General features: G+C 52.6%; 25 protein-coding genes. 17 read left to right on the plus strand and 8 right to left on the minus strand.

Annotation, left to right across the window (positions count from 1 at the left end; all coding sequences use genetic code 11):
• The first annotated feature begins 29 nt into the window (after positions 1-29).
• From H8K47_RS00345 to H8K47_RS00355, 3 genes are all read left to right on the plus strand, one after another.
• On the plus strand, positions 30-845 hold the full coding sequence (locus H8K47_RS00345; RefSeq protein ID WP_186879449.1) for a class I SAM-dependent methyltransferase: 816 nt from the start codon (positions 30-32) through the stop codon (positions 843-845).
• Between the two features lie 74 nt (positions 846-919).
• Positions 920-1,516 carry a YceI family protein gene (locus H8K47_RS00350; protein ID WP_186879450.1) on the plus strand — a complete coding sequence of 199 codons (597 nt, stop codon included), beginning with the start codon at positions 920-922 and terminating at the stop codon, positions 1,514-1,516.
• A 121-nt stretch (positions 1,517-1,637) separates the two neighbouring features.
• Complete coding sequence (locus H8K47_RS00355) at positions 1,638-2,861, plus strand: M24 family metallopeptidase (protein ID WP_186879451.1); 1,224 nt, start codon at positions 1,638-1,640, stop codon at positions 2,859-2,861.
• A gap of 72 nt (positions 2,862-2,933) precedes the next feature.
• Here the strand turns inward: H8K47_RS00355 and H8K47_RS00360 are convergent, their stop codons facing one another.
• Positions 2,934-3,554: an OmpW/AlkL family protein gene (locus H8K47_RS00360; RefSeq protein WP_186879452.1), complete on the minus strand. Its 621-nt coding sequence runs from the start codon at positions 3,552-3,554 to the stop codon at positions 2,934-2,936.
• 184 nt (positions 3,555-3,738) lie between these two features.
• On the opposite strand from H8K47_RS00360, the gene ettA reads away from it, so the two are divergent.
• The 4 genes from ettA to H8K47_RS00380 all read left to right on the plus strand — a co-directional run bounded on the left by ettA (position 3,739) and on the right by H8K47_RS00380 (position 7,354).
• Positions 3,739-5,406, plus strand: coding sequence for an energy-dependent translational throttle protein EttA (ettA, locus tag H8K47_RS00365; protein WP_186879453.1), 1,668 nt, complete (start codon positions 3,739-3,741; stop codon positions 5,404-5,406).
• Between the two features lie 87 nt (positions 5,407-5,493).
• Positions 5,494-5,916 carry a flagellar basal body-associated FliL family protein gene (locus H8K47_RS00370; RefSeq protein WP_186879454.1) on the plus strand — a complete coding sequence of 141 codons (423 nt, stop codon included), beginning with the start codon at positions 5,494-5,496 and terminating at the stop codon, positions 5,914-5,916.
• A gap of 44 nt (positions 5,917-5,960) precedes the next feature.
• On the plus strand, positions 5,961-6,557 hold the full coding sequence (locus H8K47_RS00375) for an IMPACT family protein (protein ID WP_186879455.1): 597 nt from the start codon (positions 5,961-5,963) through the stop codon (positions 6,555-6,557).
• A gap of 47 nt (positions 6,558-6,604) precedes the next feature.
• Positions 6,605-7,354 carry a transglutaminase-like cysteine peptidase gene (locus H8K47_RS00380; RefSeq protein ID WP_222612699.1) on the plus strand — a complete coding sequence of 250 codons (750 nt, stop codon included), beginning with the start codon at positions 6,605-6,607 and terminating at the stop codon, positions 7,352-7,354.
• 11 nt (positions 7,355-7,365) lie between these two features.
• Here the strand turns inward: H8K47_RS00380 and H8K47_RS00385 are convergent, their stop codons facing one another.
• Entirely contained in the window at positions 7,366-9,330 is a 1,965-nt protein-coding gene (locus tag H8K47_RS00385) for a bifunctional diguanylate cyclase/phosphodiesterase (RefSeq protein WP_186879456.1), read from the minus strand.
• Positions 9,331-9,512: 182 nt separating this feature from the next.
• On the opposite strand from H8K47_RS00385, the gene H8K47_RS00390 reads away from it, so the two are divergent.
• From H8K47_RS00390 to H8K47_RS00400, 3 genes are all read left to right on the plus strand, one after another.
• Positions 9,513-9,818, plus strand: a complete 306-nt coding sequence (locus H8K47_RS00390) for a DUF2288 domain-containing protein (RefSeq protein ID WP_186879457.1) — start codon at positions 9,513-9,515, stop codon at positions 9,816-9,818.
• A 144-nt stretch (positions 9,819-9,962) separates the two neighbouring features.
• The gene (locus tag H8K47_RS18215; RefSeq protein ID WP_230410124.1) at positions 9,963-10,601 is read left to right on the plus strand and encodes a hypothetical protein; all 639 of its coding nucleotides are present in this window, start codon (positions 9,963-9,965) and stop codon (positions 10,599-10,601) included.
• A 174-nt stretch (positions 10,602-10,775) separates the two neighbouring features.
• Positions 10,776-12,044, plus strand: a complete 1,269-nt coding sequence (locus tag H8K47_RS00400; RefSeq protein ID WP_186879458.1) for a tetratricopeptide repeat protein — start codon at positions 10,776-10,778, stop codon at positions 12,042-12,044.
• 258 nt (positions 12,045-12,302) lie between these two features.
• Here H8K47_RS00400 and H8K47_RS00405 read toward each other — a convergent pair whose 3' ends face one another.
• Genes H8K47_RS00405 through H8K47_RS00415 form a run of 3 tightly spaced genes read right to left on the minus strand, consistent with a single transcriptional unit; the run spans position 12,303 to position 15,006 of the window.
• On the minus strand, positions 12,303-13,886 hold the full coding sequence (locus tag H8K47_RS00405) for an ammonium transporter (RefSeq protein WP_186879459.1): 1,584 nt from the start codon (positions 13,884-13,886) through the stop codon (positions 12,303-12,305).
• Positions 13,887-13,907: 21 nt separating this feature from the next.
• A complete protein-coding gene (locus H8K47_RS00410; protein ID WP_162019765.1) occupies positions 13,908-14,246 on the minus strand; it encodes a P-II family nitrogen regulator in 339 nt (112 codons plus the stop codon).
• 13 nt (positions 14,247-14,259) lie between these two features.
• Complete coding sequence (locus H8K47_RS00415) at positions 14,260-15,006, minus strand: TorF family putative porin (RefSeq protein ID WP_186879670.1); 747 nt, start codon at positions 15,004-15,006, stop codon at positions 14,260-14,262.
• Between the two features lie 513 nt (positions 15,007-15,519).
• On the opposite strand from H8K47_RS00415, the gene H8K47_RS00420 reads away from it, so the two are divergent.
• The 5 genes from H8K47_RS00420 to H8K47_RS00440 all read left to right on the plus strand — a co-directional run bounded on the left by H8K47_RS00420 (position 15,520) and on the right by H8K47_RS00440 (position 21,151).
• Positions 15,520-15,762 (plus strand): accessory factor UbiK family protein, encoded by a 243-nt coding sequence (locus H8K47_RS00420; protein ID WP_186879671.1) that lies wholly within the window; start codon positions 15,520-15,522, stop codon positions 15,760-15,762.
• A gap of 16 nt (positions 15,763-15,778) precedes the next feature.
• A complete protein-coding gene (locus tag H8K47_RS00425) occupies positions 15,779-17,296 on the plus strand; it encodes a YifB family Mg chelatase-like AAA ATPase (RefSeq protein WP_186879460.1) in 1,518 nt (505 codons plus the stop codon).
• A 55-nt stretch (positions 17,297-17,351) separates the two neighbouring features.
• Positions 17,352-18,065, plus strand: coding sequence for a DUF2076 family protein (locus H8K47_RS00430; protein ID WP_186879461.1), 714 nt, complete (start codon positions 17,352-17,354; stop codon positions 18,063-18,065).
• 257 nt (positions 18,066-18,322) lie between these two features.
• Positions 18,323-19,912, plus strand: a complete 1,590-nt coding sequence (locus H8K47_RS00435) for a DUF1800 domain-containing protein (protein WP_186879462.1) — start codon at positions 18,323-18,325, stop codon at positions 19,910-19,912.
• 15 nt (positions 19,913-19,927) lie between these two features.
• The gene (locus tag H8K47_RS00440) at positions 19,928-21,151 is read left to right on the plus strand and encodes a DUF1501 domain-containing protein (protein ID WP_186879463.1); all 1,224 of its coding nucleotides are present in this window, start codon (positions 19,928-19,930) and stop codon (positions 21,149-21,151) included.
• A gap of 25 nt (positions 21,152-21,176) precedes the next feature.
• Here the strand turns inward: H8K47_RS00440 and H8K47_RS00445 are convergent, their stop codons facing one another.
• Positions 21,177-23,381: a PAS domain S-box protein gene (locus tag H8K47_RS00445; protein WP_186879464.1), complete on the minus strand. Its 2,205-nt coding sequence runs from the start codon at positions 23,379-23,381 to the stop codon at positions 21,177-21,179.
• 391 nt (positions 23,382-23,772) lie between these two features.
• On the opposite strand from H8K47_RS00445, the gene H8K47_RS00450 reads away from it, so the two are divergent.
• Positions 23,773-24,060: a DUF1161 domain-containing protein gene (locus H8K47_RS00450; RefSeq protein ID WP_186879465.1), complete on the plus strand. Its 288-nt coding sequence runs from the start codon at positions 23,773-23,775 to the stop codon at positions 24,058-24,060.
• On the opposite strand, the gene H8K47_RS00455 is transcribed toward H8K47_RS00450, so the two are convergent.
• A complete protein-coding gene (locus H8K47_RS00455) occupies positions 24,044-24,547 on the minus strand; it encodes a GNAT family N-acetyltransferase (protein WP_186879466.1) in 504 nt (167 codons plus the stop codon). The two genes, H8K47_RS00450 and H8K47_RS00455, sit on opposite strands and share 17 nt — an antisense overlap.
• An 8-nt stretch (positions 24,548-24,555) precedes the next feature.
• Entirely contained in the window at positions 24,556-24,885 is a 330-nt protein-coding gene (locus tag H8K47_RS00460) for a hypothetical protein (RefSeq protein WP_212680797.1), read from the minus strand.
• Between the two features lie 261 nt (positions 24,886-25,146).
• Here H8K47_RS00460 and H8K47_RS00465 point away from each other — a divergent pair, with 261 nt between their 5' ends.
• Positions 25,147-26,079, plus strand: a complete 933-nt coding sequence (locus H8K47_RS00465) for a DMT family transporter (protein WP_186879468.1) — start codon at positions 25,147-25,149, stop codon at positions 26,077-26,079.
• The last annotated feature ends 65 nt before the right edge of the window (positions 26,080-26,144 follow it).

The raw sequence follows: 26,144 nt of genomic DNA on the forward strand, positions 1-26,144 counted from the left end.
GACGGGCACTCAGCCCACCGGAGACTTCCATGCATAAACTCTTCCTCAGCGCCGCCCTGCTCGGCATTGGATTGCAAACACTCAGCCTGTCAGCCCATGCCGATCAGGCTTTGCAGGCCGCTATCAGCGCCAGCCACCGCAACCCGGCCAATGTCGCGCGCGACCCGGCCCGCCATCCGCTGGAAACCCTGGAATTCTTCGGTATCCGTCCCGACATGACGGTGGTTGAATTGTCGCCCGGCGGTGGCTGGTACACCGAAATCCTGGCACCTTATCTGCGTCAAAATGGCAAGCTGATCGCAGCCGCCAATGATCCGGCCTCGGACAATGAATACAGCAAGCGTGCGTATGCGCGCCTGCGTCAGAAACTGGATGCCAATCCGGCTATCTATGATCAGGTCAGCACCGGCATCTTTGAACCACCGAAGAAGATCAGCTACGCCGCGCCTGGCAGCGTGGACATGGTACTGACATTCCGTAACATCCATAACTGGATACCGGCTGGCGAAGCAAATGTGCAGGAAATTTTTAACAGCGCTTACCTTAGTCTGAAATCTGGCGGCGTGTTCGGTATTGTTGAGCACCGTTTGCCAGAAGCCCGCACTCAGGATGAGAAAGCCAGCAACGGCTATGTACACCAGAGTTATGTGATAAGGTTGGCAGAACGCGCTGGCTTCAAGCTGGCTGGCAGTTCCGAGATCAATGCCAACCCTAAGGACAAAGCCGATCACGAAGGCGGCGTATGGGCATTGCCACCGACCTATGCCAACAAAGATAAGAACCGCGCAAACTATGAGTCTATCGGTGAAAGTGACCGTATGACGCTCAAATTTATCAAACCCTGATAGCCTGATACGCGTGCCGCACAAGCTCCCGGCCGTCATTCAGGGGATGCAAACTGATTGGGATGGAGGCCGGGATGTGGCGCTCACTTGTTAGCTTATGGCAGTTACCACTGGTGACAATGCTGGCCACTGCCAGTACGTCACTGCTTGCAGCGGATCGTTATCGCGTCGACAGTGAACACACGTATTCCAGTTTCGAGTATCTGCACTGGGGCTTATCGCGCCAAAGCGGGCGCTTTGATAAAAACAGTGGCAACATACAAATTGATGTCAGCCAGGATGGCAGCACCAAAAGCGGCAGTATCGACCTGAGTATAGACGCGACCTCCGTGAATACCGGCTCAGACTTGTTCGATAAGACTTTACGTTCAGCCAGTTTTTTTGACGTGGTCAGCTTCCCGGTTATCCGTTTTCAATCCGACAAATTACTGTTTGATGGCGAACAATTACGTCAGGTCGAAGGACAGTTAAGCATCAAGGGCATTACCCGGCCCGTGACTTTACAGATCAGCCATTTTCATTGCCGCTTCATGCTGTTATATCTGAAACAGGCTTGCGGGGCCAATGGCGAGGCGACCGTCAAACGCAGTGATTATGATTTAGGCCGTTATGTACCTTTCGTCAGCGATGACATCACACTGCGCTTCAGCATAGAAGCGATACGCGAGTAAGTGTACGTCCTGCGCTGCTGTGCGGATTTCCACGGCACAGAGTGGAAAACACGGCAAGACAAGTTGATGAGTCACAGGTAAGCTGTGCCGAATTCAAGTTTTTTTTGCTCCCGACACCACCATGACATCCTCACAAATTGGCGGCTCCAGTGCTGCCATCGAATTAGCCGACATCCGCGCAGGTATGCCATTACAGCCTGTACTGTCGCAAGTGCAGCCCATTACGCCGCAAGAATTCCAAGACCGCGTCAACAAAGCAGCAAGGCTGATGCGCGAACGAGGCATCGCCGCGCTGCTACTGCCAGCCGGTACCAGTCTGTATTATTTTACCGGCCTGCGTTGGTACCCAAGTGAGCGCCTGACGGCAGCCATCCTGACCCCAGACGCTCAAGTCGTATTTGTTACACCGGCATTTGAAGAATCCAAGCTACGTGAAACGCTGGGCGAACAGGCTGCCATTCGCTTGTGGCAGGAAGAAGAAAATCCCGCGCTGCTGGTCAGACAGTGGCTCAAGGATCTGGGCTGCGACCGTGGCCCGCTGGCCATCGACGAAAGCACGCCTTTCTTTGTGGCCGACGCCTTGCGCCAGGCGCTGCCGGATCAAGCGCTGATCAATGGCATGGTGATTACCGCCGAATGCCGTATGCATAAGTCCGCGCATGAAATTGCACTGATGCAGAGCGCTAAATCAATCACTCTGGATGTACAAAGGCGTGCTGCACGCATTTTACGGGAGGGAATCACCTCAACTGAAGTGGCCGACTTTATCGACAGTGCACACCGTGCCTATGGCGCTGGCCCTTCGACCTTCTGTATCGTGAGCTTCGGCGCACTGACAGCGATTCCACATGGCCCGGACGGGGTACAGACTTTGCGTGAAGGCGATAATGTGCTGATCGATACCGGATGCAAAGTACAGCACTACCATTCCGACATCACACGCAGCTATGTATTTGGCCAGCCCAACGCACGTCAGCGCAGCATCTGGAACCTGGAAAAAGAAGCACAGGAAGCCGCCTTCCATGCCGCACAATTGGGGGTTGCCTGCGAAGCGGTCGATGCCGCCGCGCGCCGGGTGCTGGCCGCCGCTGGCATGAGCCCTGACTATGCATTACCGGGCTTGCCACACCGTACCGGTCACGGTATCGGACTGGATATCCATGAATGGACGTATCTGGTGCGTGGCAATACCCGTCCGCTCGCAGCAGGCATGTGCTTTTCCAATGAACCGATGATCTGCATAGAAGGTGAATTCGGCGTGCGGCTGGAAGATCATTTCTATATGACGGAACAAGGCCCGCGCTGGTTCACCAGACCTAGCGTAGCCGTTGATCAGCCATTCTGAATACGGAACACAGATGCAGCATAAAAAAAGCCGGCAACTGCCGGCTTTTTATCCGATGTCCCAGAAACAGGCTTAGAAGCGATAGCCAACGCCTACACCAACCAGCCATGGATCTACTTTCACTGCGCTGATTTTTGCGCCAGTTGCAGACAAAGTCACATCGCTGCGGATCTGTACTTTTTTCACGTCAAAGTTCAGAGACCAGTTTTTATCCAATTTGTAGTCGATACCCGCTTGCAGAGCCAGACCAAAGCTGCTTTTTTCCAGATCTGCTGCACCGTTGAGCAGGTTCACATCAGAGATGCGGGTGTAGTTCACACCAGCGCCTACATACGGACTGAATTGCGCTTCTGGTGCAAAGTGGTATTTTGCAGTCAGGGTTGGTGGCAGATGTTTGAAAGCACCGATGTTTTTACCCGCCAGTTCCACATCATGTTTTTGTGGGTAAGTCAGGATCAGTTCTGCAGAAATATTAGGTGTGAAGTAGTAACTGATATCTACTTCAGGAATCGTTTTTTTGCTGACAGTGATCAGATCCGCCGCGCCAACGCCGCCCACAGGATCAGAGCCATTCGCTGGGGAAATATTGACAATACGCGCACGCACCTGCCATGGGCTTTGTTCTGCTGCCATTGCCTGGGTTGCGGTCAAACCGATTGCTGCGAGAGAGAGAGCCAATGCGAGCTTTTTCATTTTGTTTTCCTTGGTTGTCGAAATTGATGAACCAAGTGTAGGCGTGTGCAGAACGCGACAAGTTGTGCTAGATCAAATTTGATGCGCAGCACAAATTTGATACAGATCAGGGAAAACCTGTCAGCCAGAGCGGCAATGAGGTATCCTTGCGTTCATTCATTTGTACACGGAAAACAACAGAAAAATGGCTAATTACGTCTATACCATGAACCGCGTCGGCAAAATCGTGCCGCCTAAACGTCAGATCCTGAAAGATATTTCTCTGTCTTTCTTCCCAGGCGCCAAGATCGGCGTACTCGGCCTGAATGGCTCAGGTAAATCCTCACTGCTGAAAATCATGGCAGGTCTGGATACCGATATTCAGGGTGAAGCCATCCCTATGCCGAATCTAAACATCGGTTATCTGCCACAGGAACCACAGTTAGATCCGGAACAGACAGTGCGCCAGGCAGTTGAGTCAGCGCTGGGCGAAGTATTCGCTGCCAAAGCCAGACTGGAAGAAGTGTATGCCGCTTATGCAGAAGAAAATGCGGACTTCGATGCACTCGCAGAAGAGCAGGCCAAACTGGAAGCGATTATCTCCACTGCAGCGGGTGACAATGTTGAGCTGCAGCTGGAAATGGCGGCGGACGCGCTGCGCCTGCCCGCCTGGGATGCCAAAATCGGCGTTCTGTCCGGTGGTGAAAAACGCCGCGTCGCGCTGTGCCGCCTGCTGCTCTCCAAGCCAGACATGCTGTTGCTCGACGAACCGACCAACCATCTGGACGCCGAATCGGTGGACTGGCTGGAACAATTCCTGTGCCGCTTCCCTGGCACTGTCGTCGCGATCACGCATGACCGCTACTTCCTCGACAATGCTGCCGAATGGATACTGGAACTGGATCGTGGCGCTGGTATTCCATGGAAAGGCAATTACTCTTCCTGGCTGGATCAGAAGCAAGCTCGTCTGAAGCAAGAGGAAGCAACCGAATCAGCACGCCAGAAAGCACTGCAAAAAGAGTTGGAATGGTCACGTCAGAATCCGAAAGCGCGTCAGGCCAAGAGCAAGGCGCGCCTGGCCCGCTTCAATGAGATGAGCGAACACGAATACCAAAAACGCAATGAAACTCAGGAGATCTTTATCCCTGTCGCAGAGCGTCTGGGGAATGAAGTCATCGAATTCAAAAATGTCACTAAAGCCTTTGGTGACCGTCTGCTGATTGACAACCTGAGCTTCAAGATTCCTCCTGGCGCCATTGTCGGTATCATCGGCCCTAACGGCGCCGGTAAATCCACCTTGTTCAAAATGATCAAGGGTCTGGAACAACCGGACAGCGGCGAAGTGGTGCTGGGGCAGACTGCCAAGATCTCACTGGTCGATCAGTCACGTGAAGATTTGGGCAATACCAAAACCGTGTTTGAGGATGTCGCCAATGGTGCAGACTTGCTGACCGTAGGCCGTTTTGAAATGCCATCGCGTGCTTATTTGGGACGCTTCAATTTCAAAGGTGGCGATCAGCAAAAGATCGTAGGCAATCTGTCCGGTGGTGAGCGCGGCCGTCTGCATCTGGCTAAAACCCTGCTGCAAGGTGGTAACGTCCTGCTGCTGGATGAACCATCCAATGATCTGGACGTGGAAACCCTGCGCGCACTGGAAGACGCTTTGCTGGAATTCGCTGGCAGCGTGATGGTGATCTCTCATGACCGCTGGTTCCTGGACCGTATCGCCACCCATATTCTGGCGTTTGAAGGTGACTCTCAGGTTGTCTTCTTTGATGGTAACTATCAGGAATATGAAGCTGACAAGAAGAAGCGTCTGGGTGAAGAGGGTGCCAAACCTAAGCGTATCCGTTACAAACCTTTGACGGTATAAAGCTGGCGGGGCATACTGTACAGCAGTCAGCCGGAAACCGGTTTCCGGCTGCGCCCCGTTTTCTCTGTGTCGCTTCCAGGTGAAACCATGCAAACATTCTCATTTTTGAAATTCTTTCGTTCTGCTGTGCTATGCCTGCTGTGTAGCCTGGCACCAGCCGCCTTTGCCAATTCCGGCGGTGGCAGCGCCAGCGCCAGTGCCGGTGGTGCCGCAACGGCAGCGCTGGAACCGTTTACGGTCAATCTGTCCAGTTTTGACCGTTATCTGCAAGTCAGTGTCACACTGCAGGTGGCGGGACCCGAAGTAGTGGATAAGATCAAGGCGGTCATGCCTATGGTCAGACACAATATGATCATGCTGTTGAGCGGCAAAGAATCTTCCCAGATTCAGTCTGCCGATGGCAAACATGACCTGATCGAAGAGATCAAGGAAAGAGTCAATAAAGTGTTGGAAACCAAAGAAAAGAATGGCGTGACTGACGTCTTCTTTGTCAATTTCGTCATTCAATAACAGGTGTTGCGGTGCGCTGCACCGCATTGCCAGCATCGCTGAGTATGCATCAACTTGCCGCCCCCGCTTTTGCGGAAATTGAAATCAAAAAAAGCCGTTTTCTCGGTCAGCTATATCCCCTCCATAGTCGCGCTGAAGCACGTCAGACGCTGGATGGCCTGCGTCGTGCCCACCCGGGTGCGGTGCATGTATGCTGGGCACTGATCTGCGCTGGCGAATCCGGTCTGGATGACGATGGGGAGCCATCGGGCACGGCAGCCAAACCCATGTATAACGTGCTGGTACATAAAGATGTGACCAATGTTCTGGCGGTCGTGGTGCGCTACTGGGGTGGAATCAAACTGGGTGCCGGTGGTCTCACACGCGCGTATGGGCAGGCAATTTCCGAAGCCTTTAAACAGGCGCAGTTAATTGCAGTGGAAAGCCGGCGCGAAGCAAGTCTGGAAGTCGCCTATGCTGACGAATCTCAGGCACGTCATTGGCTGGACAAATATCAGGCTCAGATACTGGACGTCAGCTATGCGCAGCAAACGTGCATACGCTATAGCGTGAAGGACAAGGATGCCGCTGCCCTAAGCGCGGACCTGATCACGGCATTGAAAGGCCAGATCCGTTTTTCCGACGACACTGCGCAATCATAAATTTCTCCTGACACGCTGACCGGGCTGATGACACCACCACTTTTTCTATGCCAGCAGCCCTGAACTTCTACCTTCCCCGAACACAGCGCCTGCGCAAGCCGGGACTGGTGGGCGGGCTGTTGTGTGCCGCAATGCTGCTGGTGCTGAGCATGCCTGCTTATCCCGGCTATCCGGGACTGGTCGATTTTTCCAAAGGTTTGCTGGAGCATGTCAGGCAGCGTTTCGGAACAGAAGCACCCAAGCGCCTATTACAGATGCAGCACACCGTACATCAATTTCGTACGACTGCCGGCAAAGACTTCAGCAAGACCCTGCAGCAAGCCAGCGATGTACAGCCTGCCATGACGATACTGCGCCGCGTGAATGATTTTTATAACCGGGTACCGTATTTCACTGATCAGGAGCACTGGAATCAGGCTGATTACTGGGCCACACCGGTGGAATTTGTCGGCTCTGCCGGTGGCGATTGTGAGGATTATGCGATTGCCAAATATATGACGCTCAAGGAGCTCGGGGTGCCGATAGACAAAATGCGTATTACCTATGTACGCGCCACGCAGATTGGTGAAACCCATATGGTGCTGGCCTATTACCCGACCGTCAATGCGGATCCCTGGATACTGGACAATCTGGTTGATGAGGTTCAGCCTGCATCTCAGCGCAGCGACCTGATCCCGGTCTACAGCTTCAATGATGATGACTTATGGCTGGGTGGGAATAACCGTAAAGGTGCAGCCTCCACCGTACGCTTATGGAAGGATGTATTAGAAAAAATGGAACGCGAACGCCGCATGTAGGCGACACAGACTCACAGATACGCCTGAAATCGACGCTCCAGCTTCTCAGGCATACCAAACACATAACCCTGACCCGCTTCTACCTGCGCCTGTCCCAGTAAGGCGATCAGCGCTTCATCCTCTATGCCCTGTGCAATACATGGGATGTCGAGCGACTTCGCAAAACGCACCATTGCCTCGACATGGACAAAGATGTCCGACTGTACAGCCATCTGGGCAATCAGGCTGCCGTCCAGCTTGATGTAATCGGGCGGATTGTCACGGATCAGTTGCAAGGCCATCGGATCCAGCCCGACATGATCCAGTCCAAAGCCTATCCCCAGCTCACGCAACATCTGGAAAAACTGACGGCTCTGGGCGCGCTGTTTGACACAGGCAAATTCGCTCAGCTCCAGATACAAAGGCACAGGCAAGGGCGCTGCTGCCTGGCAGACTTGCGCCAGCCACAGACAGAATCCAGGCTGACTGACCGAAGCCATAGACACATTCACAGCCAGCGCCTTGAAACGCTGCGGTTCGGCCTGAATCGCCTGCAAAGCCAGGCTGATCACGGCCTGATCGATTTCAGCAGTCAGTTGATGCCGCACTGCCATGGGCATGAATTCCGCCGCGCTCAGCACACTGCCGCGCTCGTCCAGCAAACGTACATACAACTCATGCTGGGTTTGCTGGCGGCTATCCAGCTGCACCACAGGCTGGGTGTAGAGTACCCAGCGATTTTCATGCAAGGCATTGGCGATCAGTAAACGCCAGGCCTGTGAGCCCTCGACGATACGTGCGCCCGGCACTTCCTCAGCACACATGATTTTGCCCTGACCCTGTTGCCGCGATTGCTCCAGCAACAGATCGGCCTGACTGAGTATTTCCTTACGATGTTGACCTGGTGCACAGGCTAGCATGGCCGCGCTGAGCTGGACGCTGTCACTCACAGCAGCCACTAATTGCTGCAAATCTTGCTGCCATTGCCTACGTTTTTCCTGCATCTGCGCCGCATCCACTCCTGTGCAAACCAGCGCAATCGCGGCGCCGCCCATGCGGCCGGCGAAATCCCGTTCAGGATGCAGCTGTTGCTGCAAGCATCGCGCCATTTGGGTCAGCAAGTCGTTGCCACGTGCGTAACCCTGACGCTGATTCAAGGTCTTGAGTCCATCCAGTTCAAATACCGCCAGCCAGGTCTGATCGCCACGCTCATCCTGCGCCAGCGACTGGTTCAGGCGCAGATCAAAGCCCTGGCGGTTTTCCAGCCCGGTCACGCTATCCTGAAATGCAGCGCGCCGGTACTGCTCTGCATTCGCACGCTCCTGATCCAGTACATGCGCAATACGCTGCGCCATCTGATTCATCGCGGTGACGACTTTTTGCAATTCAGGTGCACGCGGTTGCAACGCTATCGGTTCGAAGCGCTTGTCCTGCACGGCACGCGCCAGACCTTCAATTTTTTCCAGCGGACGAAGGATCAGTCTGAGCATCAGCATACTCAGCGCCAGCACCACCAGATACATCACTGTCATCCATAGCGCGATGGTTTTCATACTTTGCCACAGATACGCGTAGGCATAGGCCGGATGACTGAGGACCACCACTTTACCAAGCTGACGCCACCCTGAGCTGATAAAGGCTTCTGCCGCTGGTAAGCGCATATCGAGTAAACCCGGTAACCAGAGCGGCGCCTGAGTCCGCTCGCTGCTCAATTCCTTGCCGACAAATGGCTGACCCTGGTTATCGAGTACCTGCATGCTTTGATAGTAGCCACGGTCAAACATCGAGGCAATTTCCACCTCTGCCAGCGTGCGGTCTTTGCTGGCCATGGCTGTTTCCAAGGACTTCGACAGTGTCGTCGCGGCATCCTGCGCGTGCGAAGCCAGCTGTTGTTGCAGATAATTGCGGGTAGTCACGATACTGAGGCCTTCCACCACCAGGAAAACCACCAGAAACAGCAAGGAAATCGCAATCAAAAGTTGGCGTTGTAAAGTCATGGATAGCGTAAACAAGATGGTGGCACACAGGCGAGTGGAAAATTCCGTACTCAGCGGTAAGAAAATACCATTTTTATGCCAAAAAACCGGTTTTTTTTATGCTTTCGGGCAAGTTGAGGCAAAATTGCAGCATGTGGCTGCCCATTTGTGCAGCAAAACCGCTTTGAATGAATGTACGCACCATGACAACATCAGAATCTGCTTTATTACGCACAAAAATCAATCAGGAAACAGCTACCTATCCCTGGCAGGAATTGCTGCGTCAGTTTGCGACCGGGCAAGTGATCGCCGTAGCGAGTAATCTGGATCTGGTCGAAGTCGCTGCCATGATGGCCGATGACCGTGCCAGCGAATTCGCCACTTTGCTGCAAACCGGACAGGTAGCAAAAGTCAGCGACAGCCAGGCCCAGCTCTGGCTGGAGCAAAACGCGCAATTATGGACTGTGGTCGTCAAACCCTGGATACTGGTACAGCAACGCGCACATTAAAGCATCGTCCTGCGCTGCTCTGGATATGGAAATTTCAGACTAAGTCGTCTGCGTTAAACTGCTAAGCTTATTGACAACAATGGGACGCGGATGCAGTGAGCATCGCAAGCTGTCGCCCAGATCTTGCTGTGAAAGGATAAGCCCATGCAAGTTTTTCCATCGCAATTTGAGCAGCGTTTTCCGGTGCAGCGTCAACTGCCAGTTCTGTTATTGGTGCTGGCGGTTCATGGTTTATTTTTGCAAGCATGGCAACTTCAACGCCAGCAACATCCATCTGCAGCGCAGACCGTGCAATATCTGGATTTGTTTCAGGTAACCCCAGCCAAACCGGCAGCCACTATTGCCAAAGTAGCTATTCCATCCAGCAAGGCACCCGCAGCAACACCTGCGATCCGGAGCAAGCCCGTAGCCAAATCTCAGCACCGCACTGAACCCACAACTGGCGCTAAAACTGAAACCAGCCCAGTTTTTCCGGTCATCCCTGACGCTGAACCGGTCCCAGCCCAAAGCCACACTGAAACCAGTGCCACCAGCAACGGCAACAGCCCCGGCATCGATCAGTTACGTAAGAGCGGACTACAAATCGATAAAGAAATGCAAAAAGGCACGATAGCCCAAATCCAGGCCAGCCATCTGCGTACAGACACGCTGGAAACCGAATTGGCGAAGGGCGCAAAAAAAGCAGAGCGTAAAGATTGCCGCAAAGCTTTTGCCGGACTTGGCTTACTGGCGCTGGTTCCACTCGCGGCCAGCACGGTGACGGATTTAGGCTGTAAATGGTAATCCACTTGCATACTTGCTGCTTTTTCAAGTCTGCGTTTTGCCGTCACTCTGCCGGAAAGCCTCAGTTATAATGCGCGCTTCGGCCCCAGCACTGTCAACAGACCCTGGTGACTGCGCGTTATGCAGCGCAGAGCCGTAACGATACGGTCATCCAACTTTTTTAGCGGATCATTCATGAAAAAAACGTCTTTCCTGTTCGCTGCAATGTTAGTTGCAGCAATCGGCTCAGGGTTCAATCCTGTCAGCATTTCCAGTGTTCATGCACGTGCGGACGAATCCGCGGAAAAGCCAAAAAACACAGTCCGTAAAGAATTCGGCGTAGCACTGCCAGACATCCAAAAATTATTAGACGAGAAGCAATATCCACAAGCAATGGAAAAAATTGCTGTACTGGATGCAATGGATAAAAAAACACCTTACGAGGAATTCGCACTGCACCGCATGCGCGCCATCGTTGCGTCCAGCACCAACAATACGCCTTTACTGGCTGCATCGTTTTCCGCCATGATCGACTCGGAATTCCTGAAAGACAATGAAAAACTGCGTCTGATGGAAGGTCTGGCGGGCACCTTTTACAACGAGAAAAAATACGATGAAGCGATACAATGGGCCAATCGTATGCTGGCAAAAGACCCAGCCAATCTGCAAACCCATAATCTGATCGCCAAAGCCTACTATCTGAAGCAGGATTACCCGGCTTCGATCAAAAAAATCAATGAAATCCTGGCACTGGACGACGCAGCTAAACGTGCACCCACCGAAGAAAGCCTGCGCCTCCTGGCCAGTTGCTACCAACATCTGAAAGACAACGCCGGTTACACCACCGTACTGGAACGCATGGTTGCACATTACCCGACACGCGAGTACTGGGGCGACATGATTTACCGTACTGAACATAAAGCCGGCTTCTCTGACCGTCTGCGCCTGGATTTGTATCGCCTGATGATAGCCACCGGCAATATGGATGATGCGGGTCAATATGTAGAAATGGCTGAGCTGGCATTGCTGGCAGGTTTACCAGCAGAAGCAAAAACTGCAATGGATGCAGGCTATGCAGCCAATCTGCTCGGCACTGGTAAAGAAGGTGCCAAACATAAGCAATTACGCGACCGTGTGAACAAACAGGCCACTGAAGATCTGAAAACGCTGGACGCGGGTGAAGCTTCTGCCAAAACCGCAAAAACCGGTACCGGTCTGGTCAACATCGGTTACAACTATGTGATCAATGGCCAGGCGGATAAAGGCATACCACTGATGGAACAAGGTATCGCGAAAGGTGGTCTGAAGTCTGTCGATGAAGCCAAACTGCATCTGGGCATGGCGTATCTGAAATCTGGCAATCGCGACAAGGCCAAGGAAGTATTCCAATCACTGCAAGGCAATGATGGCGCAGCAGATATAGGCCGTCTGTGGCTGCTGGTCCGTCCGCAGGCTGACAAGTAATTTCATCCGGCCTCCATCAAAACCAGACCTGCGGGTCTGGTTTTTTTGTCCTGCCATAAAGCTGGCAGTCTGCTGGAGTTGGGTAGCTGTGACACAAGTACGCGGTCTTACGAAGAGATGTGACGTCATGGTGAAATGCTTGTGACGCATATAAAAACCACGAAAAAAAAGGTGGTTCTGCTGTCGCAAAACCACCTGTGAATTCAGCACTGTGCGCTCTATACACGTACTGAGGATACTACTTGCACTTCACTCCGTTCAGGAATGATAAGCCGACTCGCCATGGCTGGTGATATCCAGACCTTCACGTTCCTCATCTTCAGGAACACGCAGACCAATAACAACATCCACCAGTTTATAGGCAATCACGGAAACCGCGGCCGACCAGATGATGGTGACACCGATTGCTGTGGCCTGGGTGGTGACCTGGGCATAAATTGAATACGGATCGGCTGACATTTTATTCGTCACGTAGTCGAAGATACCCTGACCACCGAGTGACGGTGAGGCAAACACACCAGTCAGCAAAGCACCCAAAATACCACCTACGCCATGTACACCGAATACGTCGAGCGAGTCATCCGCACCGATCAGGCGTTTCAGGCCATTCACGCCCCACAGACAGACGACGCCTGCGATCAGGCCGATCAACAATCCCCCCATAGGACCGACATAGCCACAGGCAGGTGTAATCGCAACCAGACCTGCTACCGCACCGGATGCGCCACCCAGCATCGATGGCTTACCTTTGGACATCCATTCACCGAATACCCAGGATACCGTCGCTGCAGCCGTCGCCAGTAAGGTATTCACGAATGCCAGTGCCGCCACATCGCCTGCTTCCAGTGCGGAGCCGGCATTGAAACCAAACCAGCCCACCCACAGCAACGAAGCACCAATCATCGTCATCGTCAGCGAGTGAGGCGCCATCGCTTCTCTGCCATAGCCGACGCGCTTGCCTATCATGATCGCACCGACCAGACCTGCAATCGCAGCATTGATATGCACCACCGTACCACCGGCGAAATCGAGTGCACCTTTTTGCCACAAATAACCAGCTTTTGCCGTTTCAGTCGCCAGCGTGGCTGCATCTTTGATCGCATCCGGGCCAGTCCAGAACCAGACCATGTGTGCAATCGGCAGATAGCTGAAGGTGAACCAGATCACCACAAATGCCAGCACTGCAGAAAACTTAGCACGTTCAGCAAATGCGCCGATGATCAGGCCGCAAGTGATGGCTGCGAAAGTTGCCTGGAATGCGACATACACAAACTCAGGAATCACAACACCCTTGCTGAATGTAGCTGCCGTGGTAAAGCTCGCCTTAGCCGGATCCCAGATGCCTTTGAGGAAAACACGGTCAAAGGAACCGATGACATTGCCGCCTTCGGTAAAGGCCAGTGAATAGCCGTAAATACACCATAAGACGATGATCACAGCAAAAATCATGAATACCTGCATCAACACAGACAGCATGTTTTTGGTGCGTACCAGGCCGCCATAAAACAGTGCCAGGCCAGGCAAAGTCATCAGAATGACCAGCAAGGTGGCGACCAGCATCCAGGCCGTGTCCCCTTTGTTGGGAACTGCTGCAGGTGCGGCAGCGGCAGAAGCAGGTGCTGCCTCAGCAGCTGGCGCGCTGGCCGGTGCTGCAGCCAGCGGCGCGACCGGTGTTGTGCCTGCCGATGCGGTGGTGGCGTCGGTCGCAGTTGCCGGCGCAGAAGCAGTAGATGCAGCCACGGCCTCCACAGGTTTCACATCATCCGCCAGGGCCAGCTGGCTGCTACCAGCCCCAAGCATTAAGGCGCTGGCCAGTATTACACTTTTCAATATCCGTTTCATATTAAGTCCTCGCTTTGCGTATCAAAGGGCGTCGTTGCCGGTTTCACCGGTACGGATACGCACAACTTGTTGCAGGTCATAGACGAAAATTTTGCCATCGCCGATTTTTCCGGTGCGTGCGGCACCTTCTATCGCTTCTATCGCACGGTCAACGATGGCATCGTCCACCGCCGCTTCAATTTTTGTCTTAGGGAGGAAATCCACCACATACTCGGCGCCGCGGTATAACTCGGTATGGCCTTTCTGACGACCGAAGCCTTTGACTTCGGTCACGGTAATACCCTGTACGCCCATTTCGGACAATGCTTCACGGACTTCGTCCAGTTTGAAGGGTTTAATAATCGCGGTAATGAGTTTCATACTATCCTCGTCGTCAGAAGGTTTTGACTGCAGTCAGCACCAGAGTGGTTTTGCCTGTAAATTTGCCAGATGGTGTGACATAAACGGTTTTGTCTGCATTGGTTCCCAGAGCTGCAAGGCTAAAACTCACACCGAAAAATTCTTTAGTGATGCCTATCTTCCAATCGCTATACGAAGCGGTTGAATTGTTTTTCACGATCTGACGACCCGCATGCAAATTCAGGGTATAGCCGTCTTTCAGTTCCAGATTGGCGCCTAGATCCAGATAGCCACTGTTTTTACTGTTGACGAAACCAAACAGGTTAGTCACCGCGTGCGAGTATTTTGCATATACAGGACCAGTCCCGATCTGACCATAAAGTTCTGTCGTGTTTGCGTTCACAAATCCAGCCACTTTGTCCAGGCCATTGGACGGATAGACATAACTCAGCACACCGACGTCGTAGCTGACATCTTTGGTAATTTCGCCTTTTTTACCGCCATAGATATCCCACTCAACGTCGCCACCACCACCTGCATCTTTGGTCCATTTAATGGTCGACAACCAGGTCCCGGCATAAAAGCCACTAGGATTGTGGGTGTAATCGACACCACCCTGCAGTGCCGGATCCAGGCGTGACTGGGAAATCGCGCGATAGCGGTATTCACTGGCCACACCGACATTAAAACTGACTTCATGCTCCGGCTTGGCTTCTTCTGCAAATGCAAATCCACTCGCAAACGTAGTGGCAAGCGCAGCGGCGAGTACTAATTTTTTCATCATGCTTCTCCTGATATGTATGTCGAACATTGAGATTGAATAAAAAACTAAAACTGAACTCACTTCGTGAACCACCGGTAGACAAAGCCGGAAGATCATTCGCGGCTCTGTTAAAAATGAAGTTTGAAATTGAGAGTTACCGGCTTATTAGCAGGAGTCGTGCCAGCACCCTGCCCAGCCTGGAAATTGTGCGTTTTTTTGCACGCAGCCTGATCACCGGCCCCGCCCCGAATCCGCTTCATTCATTTACCTGTATAAACATCTGAACAGTACATTCGCCTCTCCCTGCGCTTTGGAGTATGATTTCTCTTTCGACAAAATCAGCACGCACAGAGACACGGACAGGTACAAAAATCTGCACCAATTTGACGCGCATTCCTTGACTGCAACTACAGCATAGGATTTACGCACCAGTTATGTGCAGTTTTTTTTGTGTGGTCTGCCAGCTCATGTCGCTTTTTGTGCTGTGCCGGGTCAGCTGGTATGGCTACCCCCTCAGGTATGGAGCTCAAGATGGATAAGCAAAATTTTTTTAATGACATGCAGGCTAAATTCAGTGCTGCACTGGAAAACTCCCCTGCGAAAGACCTGGAAAAAAACGTCAAGGCGATGATGACCCAGGGCTTTTCCAAGCTGGATCTGGTAACACGTGAAGAATTCGACATCCAGGCACAGGTATTAGCCAAGACCCGGGCAAGGCTGGAAGCCCTGGAAGCGCGTGTGGCTGCGCTGGAAGCACAACTGAGTCAGAAATAATCCGGCCTTAAGCCCTATGTCGCTGGCCGTTCTGAAAAGCCGGGCACTGAACGGCATGGATGCGCCTCAGGTCACCGTCGAAGTGCACCTGGCCAACGGCTTACCGGCTTTCACCATCGTGGGGCTACCGGAAACCGAAGTCAAAGAGTCCAAAGACCGGGTACGCGCTGCCTTACAAAATGCACGCTTTGATTTTCCGGCACAAAGAATCACCGTGAATCTGGCGCCAGCCGACCTGCCCAAAGAGTCAGGCCGTTTTGATCTGCCGATTGCGCTCGGTATTCTGGCGGCCTCAGGTCAGATTCCAGCCGACTCACTGGCAGGCTATGAATTTGCCGGTGAATTATCGCTTTCCGGCGAACTGCGCCCTATCCGTGGCGCGCTCGCCATGACCTTCGCGATTTGCCAGAGCCATCACGCCACCCAGGCTGCTTTTATCCTCCCGCAAGCCAATGCTGCCGAAGCCGCACTGGTCAGCGACGCCGCCATTTATCCAGCGCGCTCACTACTTGATGTTTGCGCTCACTTTGCCGCAGTCAGCGAAGACAGTAAGCTGAGTCGCTATCGGCCCGACTTACAGGCGGTACGTCCTGCTTACCCCGATTTTTCCGATGTCAAAGGTCAGTTACCGGCCAAACGTGCACTCGAAGTTGCCGCTGCTGGTGGTCATTCGGTATTAATGCTAGGCCCGCCGGGTACGGGGAAATCCATGCTGGCCGCCCGTTTTCCCGGCATTCTGCCCGCGATGAGTGAGCAGGAAGCGCTGGAATCGGCGGCGGTGCAATCCCTGACCTCCGGCTTCGCCATCGAGCGCTGGAAAGCACGCCCATTCCGCTCACCACACCATACCGCCTCTGCAGTGGCTTTGGTCGGTGGTGGCAGCACACCGCGTCCAGGTGAAATTTCACTGGCACACCGGGGGGTGCTGTTTCTGGATGAATTACCTGAATTTGACCGCAAGGTCTTAGAAGTGCTGCGTGAACCGATGGAATCCGGTCGCATCCATATCTCACGGGCCGCACGTCAGGCAGAATTCCCGGCAGCGTTTCAACTGATCGCTGCGATGAATCCCTGCCCCTGTGGCTATCTGGGTCATCCTAATGGTAAGTGTCGCTGCACCCCGGATCTGATCGCACGTTATCAAGGGAAAATTTCTGGCCCACTGGCAGACCGCATCGATGTGCAGATACAGGTCGGTGCATTACCACAGTCCGATTTAATCCGTCAGGCCGATGGTGAACCCAGTGCCGCCATCCTTGCGCGTGTAGAGGCGGCGTTTGCACGTCAATTGCAGCGCCAGGGCTATGCCAATAGCTTCCTCAATACCCGTGCCATCGACACCTTTTGCCGCGCTGACCAGCGCGGTGAAGCACTGCTGCAGCAAGCCATGCAAAAATTTAGCTGGTCAGCCCGTGCCTACCACCGCGTGCTCAAACTCGCACGCACCATTGCCGATCTGGCTGGCAGTGAGCTGATACAGCCGCCGCATATCGCCGAAGCCATACAATACCGGCGCGCACTGGCTGAGCATTGAAATCAGCGCAGACATGACCACATAGGGGCAGTACTGTCATCCTCAGGAGTCCATCATGTCCCCACAAGAAACCCAGGTGTTACAGAATTTTCTGGACCAGTTAGTTCAGGTCAGCGCTGTGAGTCCCGACCCACAGGCACAGACACTGATACAGCAGGCTGTGAGCAAACAGCCGCATGCCAGTTATTTGCTGGTGCAGCGCGCGCTGCTGCTGGAACAGGCGCTGGCGGATGCCAACAGCCAGATTGCGGCGTTACAGGCGGATTTACGTGAGCAAAAAGCACTCAATCAATTGAATCAACAGACCAATAGCCAGACATCACAGCGTTTTCTGGATGCGGGCAATACAGGCTGGGGCAATAGCGCAGTGACGCGCCCGACGACAGCGACATCCTCATTGGCGGCAAACGCCTATCCACCTGCGACGCCTTCCACTCCGGCCTGGAATCCCGCTCCGGCAGCAGGTTCTGGCCTGTTCGGCCAGTCCGGTTCGATGTTGGGCACAGTAGCGGCAACGGCTGCTGGCGTAGCAGCCGGTGCCTTTCTGTATCAGGGCATCAGTCATATGATGGGCGGTGCTGCGCAGCATGGCCTGGCATCCGGACAACCTGGCGCAGCCAGTCTGAGTAATAACGACGGGGGATTACAACCCGGCTATTTTGATCAGAATCAGCCATTTTCCTCCCCTCTGGAGAGTCTGGATCAAGCCAGCATACCGTCGTTGGACGACAATACAGGATTAGACGGCAGCGATCTGGATGTGATCTGATTTAATCCTGCCACATCTGCCTCATATACCGCCCCGCACAGAACGTTATTTCTGACGGGGCTTTTTGTTTTTTTGTTCAGCGCGATAGCGGGCAGTATCGTTATATCCTGCCTGCCGATACAAAGCGCAACATAGCCTTACATTTCTTTAGCGAACTACTTTTAATTCCGGTCATCCAATAGTTACCCGATTCGTTGTATGCTCACGGGCGACTACCATGATGTCGTATCTGACGTACCTGAAGAAAAAGAGAGCTCATGTTTACCGCAACAAGACTGCAAAAAATTCTCAGCATCAGCGTTATCTGTGGACTGAGCGCATGTGCCGGGCTGAACTCTACCCGACCGGAGCACAGTCGCCCCATCCTGCCACCGCCATCCAATACCTTAGCCAAAGCGGGAGTCGCACCTGAAGCCTTCCTGAACCGCATTACCTGGGGCAGTAATTTCAGTACCAAACAACAGGTGCAGGCAGTCGGGCTGGACCGGTATCTGGACCAGCAACTACGTGGTCAAGTCAGTGTCGTGCCGCCAGCAATACAGAACCAGATCAATGCACTCACAATTTCTCAGAACTCATTTGAAAGTCTGGTACGGCAAATGGAAGCGAAACGTATCGCCTCCGAACAGCAAAAGGGAACTGACGACACCTTACGTAAAGAATACCAGCAAGAAATGAACAGGCTGGCCAAAGAAGCTGCCAGCCGCTCGCTGTTACGCCAGATTTACGCCAGCAATCAATTGCATGAACAAATGACCTGGTTCTGGATGAACCATTTCAACATGCATAATAGCAAGCACAATCTGCGCGTCATGATCGGGGATTTTGAAGAGCATGCGGTACGCCCTAATGCACTCGGTAATTTCCGTGATTTATTACGCGCCACGGTATTTCATCCGGCGATGCTGCGCTATCTGGATAATGAATACAACGCTGTCAACCGCATCAACGAAAACTATGCGCGTGAGTTGATGGAACTGCACACCATGGGCGTCAATGGTGGTTATAGTCAGCGTGACGTTCAGGAACTGGCGCGGGTTCTGACTGGGGTCGGGGTCAATCTGAATAATGACGCGCCAAAAATTAAGCATGAAATCAGCCATTTATATATCCGACGCGGTTTGTTTGAATTCAATCCGCAACGGCACGACTTTGGTGACAAACAGCTACTGGGTAGCACGATCACAGGCAAGGGAGTGAAAGAAGTGGATGAAGTGCTGGACCTGCTGGTCAGACAACCCGCGACCGCCCATTTCATCAGTCAAAAATTGGCTAATTTCTTTGTCTCTGACCAGCCTTCGGAAGTCCTGGTGAGCGCGATGACGCAAAGCTTTCTGAACAGCGATGGCGATATCGCCTTCACCTTGCGTACTTTATTTGACTCACCGGAGTTTATCGCTTCGCTGGGCAAAAAATTCAAAGACCCACTGCACTATGTCGTGTCCTATGTCAGGCTGGCCTATGATGGGTCCACTATCGTCAATACCTCACCGCTGCTGAACTGGCTCAATACCATGGGCCAGCCCTTCAATGGCCGCCAGACTCCGGATGGTTATCAAATGACGGCCAGTGCCTGGGCCAGTCCGGGCCAGATGAGTACCCGTTTTGAAATCGCCCGCCTGCTGGCGAATGGCAGCCCGAATCTGTTTAAACCTGAAAAAGCCGAGGGTAACGCTATAGCTATGGCACCGGTCAGTATTCCATCGGCTAATCTGGCTAACTCTGCCTATCTGAAAAATTGGGTCAAGAATACCAGTCCACGCACCCAGGAAGCCCTCGCTAAATCCGGCTCACCTACAGAGTGGAATTTGTTCTTCCTGTCTTCACCAGAAATGATGCATCGTTAATTGTAAGGAATCGATATGCAACGCCGTCAATTTTTAAGCGCCATCGCCGCGCTGTCCGGTGTCAGCGGACTCAGCTGGAGCAGTCGGGTGATGGCCGGAGCGGCCAACGCGGGTTCGCAGGCGCGTTTCCTGCTGGTTTTTCTGCGTGGTGGCTATGATGCGAGTCATTTTCTGATTCCACACAGCAGTCAGTTTTATTATGACGCCAGGCCCAATATCGCAATCGCACGTCCAGGCAATCAGCCGGACAGCGCTTTGGTACTCAATAGCGACTGGGGCTTGCATCCAGCCTTGCGCGAAAGTCTGTACCCGATGTTTCAACAGGGTGAAGCCAGTTTCATTCCATTTGCCGGTACCGATGATTTGTCGCGCAGCCACTTTGAAACCCAGGACAGTATAGAAATGGGACAAGCGCTGCAAGGCAGTCGCGATTTCCATTCCGGTTTCCTGAACCGGCTGTCAACCGTATTGCAAGGCAGTCAGGGTGTCGCCAGCATGGCATTTACCGATCAGTTGCCGATTATTTTGCAGGGAGCGACCAGTACCGCTAATCTGGCCCTGAAGAATCCCTCAAAAACCAATGTTGATGAGCGTCAGCGCACGATCATTAGCGAAATGTACGGCGACAGCGGACTGAGCGCGCAGGTCAACACCGGGTTTCAGACCCGCGCCGATGTGATCAGGGAGCTGCAGGAAGAAATGAATTCAGCCAATCGAAATGCGATCACGACCAAGGGATTTGCCTTAGAAGCGCAGCGTATTGCCAAATTAATGCGGGAAAAATATGCAATTGGATTTGTCGATGTCGGTGGCTGGGATACGCATGTGGATCAGGGTGGTGCGAAAGGTGCGCTGGCTGGAAAATTTGAAGAGCTGGGTCGTGGTCTGCAAAGCTATCGGGAAGAAATGGGCAGCCAGTGGAAAAATACCACGGTGGTGGTCATCAGTGAATTTGGCCGTACCTTCCGTGAAAATGGCAAACGTGGCACCGATCACGGCCACGGCTCGGTGTACTGGGTGCTGGGTGGTGGTTTGAACCGCGACCGCGGCCAGGGACGTATCGCCGGCGAACAAATCATCCCTGCGCCAGGCAAATTATTTCAAAACCGCGACTATCCGGTCCTGAACGAATACCGGGCCATATTCGGCGGCCTGTTTGCACGTCTGTATGGCTTAAACAGCAAACAGCTCGATACTGTATTTGCCGGCGTTAAGAGCAAGGATCTCGGTATTCTGTAAGCGCTGCACGGGAACACCTGTCGTCTTATGTCAGGTGTTCACCGGATAGCAGCTTGGGCGACGTAATCGGCAAATCGATATAAAAATGTGCGCCACCCCCTTGCTCAGCGGTGGCATTGTAAAAGCCAATGTCTCCACCCATGTAGTGCACAATGACCTTAGAGATCGCCAGCCCCAGACCCGTACCCCCTTTAGCGCGGGTATCAGAAGAATCGGCCTGCGAGAATTTTTCAAAGATGCGATGCCTGAAATTTTCAGGTACGCCTTCACCCTGATCTGCAACCACGATACGTACCCGGCTGGCCTTCATCAGTTGCGCCATTACACGGACTTTGCCGCTGACAGGTGAATATTTACAAGCATTGGAAATCAGATTGGCCATAACTTGCTGGAAGCGTCCGGCATCGACCCGTAATAACATCGTGCCTGATACCGACAGGTCCGGCTCAGCGCAGTCGTCCAGGACCAGCGTCACACCAAGACTAGCGGCCATACTTTGATTTTGTTGTATTGCATTGTCCAGCAACTGGCGCAGAGGAAGGGTCGCAAATTCAAAATCCATTTTCCCAGCTTCAATTTTTTGCACATCCAGCAAATCATTTATCAGACGGGTCAGGCTCTCGCTATTTTTTTGCGCAATCTGTATCAGGCTACGCATTTTTTCCGGTACGAAGCCGATTGCGCCACCGCCGATCAGACCCAATGCACCGCGTATCGATGTCAAAGGTGTGCGTAATTCATGGCTCACGGTAGAAATAAATTCAGCTTTCATGCGCTCTATCTTGCGCCGCTCTGAAATATCACGCACGATGATGATGAGCTTACGCTCCCCAGCAAGCTGGTACGCACTGATAGACAATTCCGCTGGAAACAGCGAGCCATCTTTACGCAAACGCTCCGTTTCCAGACGCGCTTTGCCTGTCAGTTGGAAATCTTGTTGTGATAACGCGAGGTCCAATAAATCCTGTTGTCCTGGCGGGGCAAACAATTGGCTGTTCTTACCGATCACCTCCTGCGCACTGTAACCGTAAATCGCCTCCGCCACCGGATTGACTGCCTCTACCTGGCCTTGATCATCGATCATCACAATACCATCCGCTGCATTTTCAAATATCGCGGTCAAACGATCTGAAGATGCTTTCAGCGCTGCTTGTTGTTCAGTCAGGTTTTCCAACAAAGTAGTTTGATTTTGATTGATGACGTCCGCTTCGCGTTTTAATGCAGTCATGACTTGCATATCCTGCTCACGCTGCAGGAATAACTGTATCAAAATACGGAATGCCGCAATCACCGCCGCAATCGCGCCAGCTGTAACGATGGCAATGGCCATACTGATTTTGCGCCAGTCGGCCAGGTAAAATTCTTCATCCACAGAAAAATTCAGGATTAGCGGGTATTTATCCAGCGTTTTAATTGCCGTCATCCGTGTCGATCCCCTGGCATGATCGGCACCGGGTGAGGACTCAGTAATAAAGATGCCGGAACGCTTTTCCTGCCCGTGTACGAACTGATACATGTCACTATCCTGCACATTGCGCTGGCCTAGCACCGCACTGTTGTCCGGCCAGCGTGCCAGATAGGTCAAATCTTCACGCAACAGGGAAATCGATGCACTGCCATTGACGCTGAGTTTTTCATACATCTGTGCATAAAAAATCGGTGACAAACCGACAATCACGACACCGATAAATTCACCATCGCTGCCGGTCAAGCGATGGCTTAAAAAAAACAGCCACTCACCAGTCGCTTTACTTCGTACTGGATTGCTGAGGTAGATGCCAACAGAAGGACTGTCGCGTTGGACCTGAAAATAGTCGCGATCCGCCAGATTATATTTTGGCGCGGGAAACATTCTTGAGCTACTCACGACGTTGCCATGTACATCCAACACAGATATCACTTCAATGGCGGGGAAAAATACCACCTTTTCGCTGAGCATCTGATGAAAATCTTCTGTACTCAGCTGCTTAGTCAGATAGTCAGCACTCACACTCCAACGATCCTGGATACGTTCGGCGACACTGGAAATAGCTGTATAGGCGAAGTCCATCTGCTGACTGGTATTTTCTGCCAAGACCAGACTAAAGGTTTCCGCCTGCTTCTCCCATTTATGGATTTCCTGCAGCCTTAAGGTCCAGATAAATGCACTGGCTGCGAGCAAAATAGCCACCACCAGGCAAAATCCAAATGCCCGTGCAATGCGACTGGTACGTACTCCTGCAAGTTTCATGATGTAATTTCGAGACAGCGCCCATCAGTTGTAGTGCCTTGCAACATATTTCCTGATTGCACTTTATATAAATTTTGTGAAATGATAGTGCATTACAGCAAGAGACTTCTATGTTAATTGCAATTAAATTCTTATTGGAAATATTTATTTCTTAATAGCATAAATTTGCATAGAAATTGTCCCTCTTCTGGCCAGCAAGCACCCAGACGCATGCAGGTAATCGCAGGATTCATGATTCAAGTCAGGAATCAGTTCTCTGGATAACTGTAAGTCAGTATTGATGTGGAAGGACGCATTTTTGAACACTGTGTCGCAAATTCACCAATAGCAACAAGCAACAATTTCTACCCGCCAACAAGTAAGCATCCACCACCTACGAGGAGTCCGCTGTATGAAACATGCAATGATCAAGACTAGTCTGTTACTCGGTATGCTGCTGCCATTTGCGCCGACCCATGCAGCCAAACTGGCCTGCGATGCGATCAAAGAAAAAATCACTACCAAGCTCGAGGGAAAAGGCGTACACGATTACACGCTCAAGGTCATCAGCAAAAATACTGAAACGAAACATCGGGTAGTGGGCGTGTGCGAAGGCGGCAGTCAGAAGGTGATCTATATCCGCAAAAAATCTGCGAAGAAGAACGAAACTGCCGACGCAGAACCTAAAGCAGGTGCCTGATACAGTAATACGCATCACCGGAGTAACTGGCCAGCAAGGCCTGCTGCTCCGGCGTCACCGGATTTTGCGCTGCAAAGCCAAAGTGCCGCCAAAAAGGGAGGGTGTTTTGTACCGATACCAGACACATTGCTGCATAGTCGCGTTGCTTCGCCAACTGTAGCGCTGCCGCAAACAGACGCGCCGCCACGCCCTGCCCCGCCATGCGTGGCGCCACGGCCATATCATGCAAATACAAGGCATCAGCGGGAAAAGCCGGTGCAAAGTCTGCACCCAGCGCTGAGATTTTTCCAGTCACAGAAGGATAGCCAGCCAGATAAGCACCGACACCGGCCTCGTCTTCGGCCACCCATGCACTATCCGGTGCCACTTGCAAACGTGCAAGCAACAACGTTTGCGGTTCCACCATGTCTGCGACATACACTTGAGCCTGCACCGCATAAACAGCTGACACATCTGCAACGCGCATGGCGCGTATTCTGATTTGCATCCCTAAAATTATTTCTTCGATTTGGCGGAGGCTGAGGCGGACGCAGAAGCTGACGCTGAGCTTTCTTCCTCGCTGTGTTCCACTTTCGGCAGCGGTGGCTCGTTCGGCGCGATTTCCGGTTTAACGTTATCTATTTTATTTTCGCGCATATAGTCATTCATTTCTTTCCAGCCTGCATACACGGCCGCCCTGGCAGCGTCTGGATTGAGGGCATAACAATCCTCAATCGCACGGCCAGCATGCCGGCAGGCGCTGCCAGTCGCTTTGGCATCGGCTTCTTTTTGCGCAGCCTCCTTGGCCGGATCAGCCAGACCCAGACGATCACAAGCAGTAGTCATTAGCAAGAGTACTGCAGCAAAACCAAGTGAAGAACGAAGCGACATAACACCACCAGAATAAAATAAGCAGAAGTCCCGACCAGGTTCCTGCGAAAAAGGTTTGTCATCCAACACAAATGGATACAAATTCAGGTTTATGATACCCCAGTGTAGCTAAGCTTAGGCAATCCTTATCATACGGTTAAACATGCAAAACCCTTTCTGTTCAGCGCTTACCCCAATTTCTGCTTTTGATCTATCTTTCCTATCCCAGGCCCATCCATGCTAAGCGGCATTCTGGCTGCGTTGAGTGCAGGTATAGTTTGGGGTCTGGTGTTTGTCACACCGCTCATTTTGCCGGATTACGCAGGCATACAATTATCATTTGGCCGCTATCTTGCCTTCGGTCTCATCGCATTGTTACCAGCCTGGCTGGACAGACGGCAGATGCGCCTGCTCACACGCAAAGACTGGCTTTGCGCATTCCTGCTGGCATTGGTGGGCAACCTGATCTATTACGCGGCACTGGCCAGCGCGATACAACTGGCTGGCGCCCCCTTACCCACGCTAATCATCGGCACCCTGCCAGTCGTCATTGCAATCTGTGCCAAACTATTTGCGACAGAAGGGGATCATTCTGTCGCCTGGCGACATCTATTGTTGCCGCTGGGGTTGATCGCTGGCGGGCTGGCACTGGTCAATAGCACGGAACTTGCGCAACTCCATCCCGGACAGTGGCACGCATATTGGCAAGGCGGATTGCTGGCCTGTATCGCGCTGGCTGCCTGGACCTGGTATCCGCTGCAAAACAGCCACTATTTGCAACAACATACGCATATTTCAGCCACTACCTGGTCAACGGCACAAGGTCTGGCAACCCTGCCACTGGCCGCCGTGGGCATGTTGTTCTACGTGTGGATGCAGGATGGCAGCCTGCCTATCTACGCGCGGCTATGCGGACCACAGCCTTTACGCTATGTGTGCCTGATGCTGGTACTTGGTTTTTTTGCGTCCTGGCTTGGCACCCTACTTTGGAATTACGCCAGTCAGCAATTACCGCGCGGCTTGAGTGGACAGCTCATCGTGTTTGAAACACTGGCTGCGCTGACCTACGCCTATTGCTGGCGTCAGGAATGGCCCGCACCTGCCATCTTGCTAGGGGTCGTGCTGCTGGTCTTAGGTATCATGACGGCATTAAAACGTTTTCAATCCTGAACGAGGTGGACGCTGTGTATCACTGTTTTTTTTCAAGATGCTCAACATACGCCTGCCTGGCATTG

Origin of the sequence: Cognatundibacterium rugosum, from assembly GCF_014284365.1 — a bacterium.
Classification (GTDB): domain Bacteria; phylum Pseudomonadota; class Gammaproteobacteria; order Burkholderiales; family Burkholderiaceae_D; genus Undibacterium; species Undibacterium rugosum.

Coding starts and splice junctions, on each gene's coding strand:
- H8K47_RS00345 (WP_186879449.1), top strand. CDS start 30: ATGCATAAACTCTTCCTCAGCGCCGCCCTGCTCGGCATTGGATTGCAA.
- H8K47_RS00350 (WP_186879450.1), top strand. CDS start 920: ATGTGGCGCTCACTTGTTAGCTTATGGCAGTTACCACTGGTGACAATG.
- H8K47_RS00355 (WP_186879451.1), top strand. CDS start 1,638: ATGACATCCTCACAAATTGGCGGCTCCAGTGCTGCCATCGAATTAGCC.
- H8K47_RS00360 (WP_186879452.1), bottom strand. CDS start 3,554: ATGAAAAAGCTCGCATTGGCTCTCTCTCTCGCAGCAATCGGTTTGACC.
- ettA (WP_186879453.1), top strand. CDS start 3,739: ATGGCTAATTACGTCTATACCATGAACCGCGTCGGCAAAATCGTGCCG.
- H8K47_RS00370 (WP_186879454.1), top strand. CDS start 5,494: ATGCAAACATTCTCATTTTTGAAATTCTTTCGTTCTGCTGTGCTATGC.
- H8K47_RS00375 (WP_186879455.1), top strand. CDS start 5,961: ATGCATCAACTTGCCGCCCCCGCTTTTGCGGAAATTGAAATCAAAAAA.
- H8K47_RS00380 (WP_222612699.1), top strand. CDS start 6,605: ATGCCAGCAGCCCTGAACTTCTACCTTCCCCGAACACAGCGCCTGCGC.
- H8K47_RS00385 (WP_186879456.1), bottom strand. CDS start 9,330: ATGACTTTACAACGCCAACTTTTGATTGCGATTTCCTTGCTGTTTCTG.
- H8K47_RS00390 (WP_186879457.1), top strand. CDS start 9,513: ATGACAACATCAGAATCTGCTTTATTACGCACAAAAATCAATCAGGAA.
- H8K47_RS18215 (WP_230410124.1), top strand. CDS start 9,963: ATGCAAGTTTTTCCATCGCAATTTGAGCAGCGTTTTCCGGTGCAGCGT.
- H8K47_RS00400 (WP_186879458.1), top strand. CDS start 10,776: ATGAAAAAAACGTCTTTCCTGTTCGCTGCAATGTTAGTTGCAGCAATC.
- H8K47_RS00405 (WP_186879459.1), bottom strand. CDS start 13,886: ATGAAACGGATATTGAAAAGTGTAATACTGGCCAGCGCCTTAATGCTT.
- H8K47_RS00410 (WP_162019765.1), bottom strand. CDS start 14,246: ATGAAACTCATTACCGCGATTATTAAACCCTTCAAACTGGACGAAGTC.
- H8K47_RS00415 (WP_186879670.1), bottom strand. CDS start 15,006: ATGAAAAAATTAGTACTCGCCGCTGCGCTTGCCACTACGTTTGCGAGT.
- H8K47_RS00420 (WP_186879671.1), top strand. CDS start 15,520: ATGGATAAGCAAAATTTTTTTAATGACATGCAGGCTAAATTCAGTGCT.
- H8K47_RS00425 (WP_186879460.1), top strand. CDS start 15,779: ATGTCGCTGGCCGTTCTGAAAAGCCGGGCACTGAACGGCATGGATGCG.
- H8K47_RS00430 (WP_186879461.1), top strand. CDS start 17,352: ATGTCCCCACAAGAAACCCAGGTGTTACAGAATTTTCTGGACCAGTTA.
- H8K47_RS00435 (WP_186879462.1), top strand. CDS start 18,323: ATGTTTACCGCAACAAGACTGCAAAAAATTCTCAGCATCAGCGTTATC.
- H8K47_RS00440 (WP_186879463.1), top strand. CDS start 19,928: ATGCAACGCCGTCAATTTTTAAGCGCCATCGCCGCGCTGTCCGGTGTC.
- H8K47_RS00445 (WP_186879464.1), bottom strand. CDS start 23,381: ATGAAACTTGCAGGAGTACGTACCAGTCGCATTGCACGGGCATTTGGA.
- H8K47_RS00450 (WP_186879465.1), top strand. CDS start 23,773: ATGAAACATGCAATGATCAAGACTAGTCTGTTACTCGGTATGCTGCTG.
- H8K47_RS00455 (WP_186879466.1), bottom strand. CDS start 24,547: ATGCAAATCAGAATACGCGCCATGCGCGTTGCAGATGTGTCAGCTGTT.
- H8K47_RS00460 (WP_212680797.1), bottom strand. CDS start 24,885: ATGACTACTGCTTGTGATCGTCTGGGTCTGGCTGATCCGGCCAAGGAG.
- H8K47_RS00465 (WP_186879468.1), top strand. CDS start 25,147: ATGCTAAGCGGCATTCTGGCTGCGTTGAGTGCAGGTATAGTTTGGGGT.